This is a genomic window from Azospirillum sp. B506 (assembly GCF_000333595.1).
Lineage (GTDB): Bacteria > Pseudomonadota > Alphaproteobacteria > Azospirillales > Azospirillaceae > Azospirillum.
The window spans coordinates 1-2,000 of sequence record NZ_BADK01000985.1; the positions used below are offsets into that span (position 1 = coordinate 1).

Here is a 2,000-nt window from a genome sequence, read left to right on the forward strand (position 1 = left end):
GGCCTCCTCGCCCGGACGGCGAACATGCGGCCCGCAGCAGGCCGCGGCCCGGAGCTGGCGCTCCATACGCTTGTCCCGGCGCGGTCCGCCCTCGACGTTCGGCAGCAGGTAGCGCGCCGCCGGCGTGCCCTTACCCCAATCGTCCTTGAAGCCCACCCAGGCCACCGGGTCCGCCTTGGTGGCGGGCCGGACGAAGGTGGCGTTGATCGTGTAGGGCGTCGGCCGGTCGAAGGTCTCCGGTAGAGCGCGCTGCACCGCCAGCTTGGCGTCCTGCGCCGTCCTGGTCAGCGCCATCGGCAGGGCGTAGCGGGTGAGCTGGTCGCCATACCGGCGAATGGCCGCCTTCACCTGATCGGCAGAGGCCTGGATCCGTGCATCGGCCATGGGCAGCGGACCTTACGGCTTGCGGGTCGCATCGCCGTCAAAGTGTTCACGCGTGAACAGTTTGGACGGGTGGCGGAGACGGTCCCGGACGTCGAGCACCAGCAGCACCAGGCGCCCGGCCACCAACGCCACCGTGCCCCAGAAGGCCAGCTCCTGCGCCGGCCCATGCAGGGCGTCGAGCCACCAGCCCATGGTGCCGCCGATCGTGACGATGACGCCATCGGTGGCGGTGCGGGTGGTGAGTCCGTGCATCACGTCCTCCAGCTGCATGGTCATGCCGCCAACTCCTCGGTGAGGTCGGCCAGCCGTTGCCAACCGGCCTCGAAATAGCGCCGGTCGCGCTCGATGCCGATGAAGCGCCGGCCGGTGGTCAGGGCGGCATAGCCGGTGGAACAGCTGCCGGAAAAGGCATCGAGAACGGCCTCGCCCTCCGGACACAGCACGCCGATCAGTTCGGCCAGCAGCGAAACCGGCTTTTCAGTGGGATGCAGACCGAAACGCACCGGTGGGTGCCGGAGGATATTCGGTACGTTGCGGCGCAACGGCTCGCTGCCCTTACCCTTGCTGAAGTGGTGGATGAACTCGTGCTGGTGACGGAAGTGCGTTCCCATTGTGAAATAGGTCTTGTCCCACACCAGCAGCCCAATCCGGCGAAGGTCGGCGCTTTCCATGGCGTCACCGGCCTGACCATTCAGGAACAAGGCCCGCTCGTGCCCTCCGTCCACCGCATCGGCCAGATGATCGCCCATGCGCCAGTCGATGAAGGCCAGCACATGCCCGCCCGGCTTCAGCACCCGCTGCCACTCCATGGCGCAGGCGCGCAGCAGGTGGAGGAAGCCGCGCGTGCTCAGGCTGTCGGACCCGAACCACCGGTCACCGCCGCCCTTGGTCGACCGTGTCATCGTCTTGCCGTAGGCGGTGCGGCCGGCCTCGCGGGTGGCGCCGCTGGAATAGGGAACGTCGGTCAGCACCAGGCTGACCGAGCTGTCGGGAAGCTCCCGCATCCGCTCGATGCAGTCGCCCAGCATCAGCGTCGCGGCGCCGATCGTCACGGAATGGGAGGTCATCACGAAACCCTTGGATTTCAGCCGGTTTTCAGGGGTCAGCTTGCGATAATGCTGATTTTCGCAAGCTCGGTTTCAGGTCGTTCCGACCATGAGCGGCTTGACGAAGAAGGCATCGTCCCCGCCCTCGACGGACACGCCGTCGATGGTCACCGCCACCTTCGGCTCCGCCAGCAGTGCGGCCCGGTCGACCTCGCTCTTGGTGCGGATGAAGCGCCGCAGCTTGCGGTCTTCCTCCAGCAACTTCAGCAGCGCATCGGCATCGGCCACCACCAGCTTGGCCACCGTCTTCTTCATGCCCATGGTGCCGGTGGGCAGCGCCACCGACTTCTTGGTCCCGGTCAGCAGGCTGGCCCGGTTGGCATCGAAGTAGCCGCGCAGCAGCTCGGTGTCGGCGGCGATGGCGGTGCGCAACGGCGCCGCCGCAGCCTCGTAGGCGAGGTTGGCCTGGGCGACCGTCACTCCAGCGCGGCCTTCAGCCGGCCCAGCTGCACCTGCGCAGCGCCGATCCGGCCGACAACGGCCGCGGCCTGGTCCTGGGTGCGCACCCTG

3 protein-coding genes and 1 pseudogene are annotated in these 2,000 nt (G+C 68.0%); all 4 read right to left on the reverse strand.

Annotated features, from left to right (window positions below; translation table 11 throughout):
* A pseudogene (locus tag I71_RS30340) lies at positions 1 to 384 on the reverse strand (hypothetical protein); the annotation flags it as partial.
* Positions 385 to 396: 12 nt separating this feature from the next.
* Positions 397 to 660 (reverse strand): hypothetical protein, encoded by a 264-nt coding sequence (locus I71_RS30345; RefSeq protein ID WP_042703156.1) that lies wholly within the window; start codon positions 658 to 660, stop codon positions 397 to 399.
* Entirely contained in the window at positions 657 to 1,451 is a 795-nt protein-coding gene (locus I71_RS30350; RefSeq protein WP_042703158.1) for a DNA methyltransferase, read from the reverse strand. Before I71_RS30350 ends, I71_RS30345 begins: the two co-directional genes overlap by 4 nt.
* A 72-nt stretch (positions 1,452 to 1,523) precedes the next feature.
* A complete protein-coding gene (locus I71_RS30355) occupies positions 1,524 to 1,910 on the reverse strand; it encodes a host-nuclease inhibitor Gam family protein (protein ID WP_042703160.1) in 387 nt (128 codons plus the stop codon).
* Positions 1,911 to 2,000: the final 90 nt, after the last annotated feature.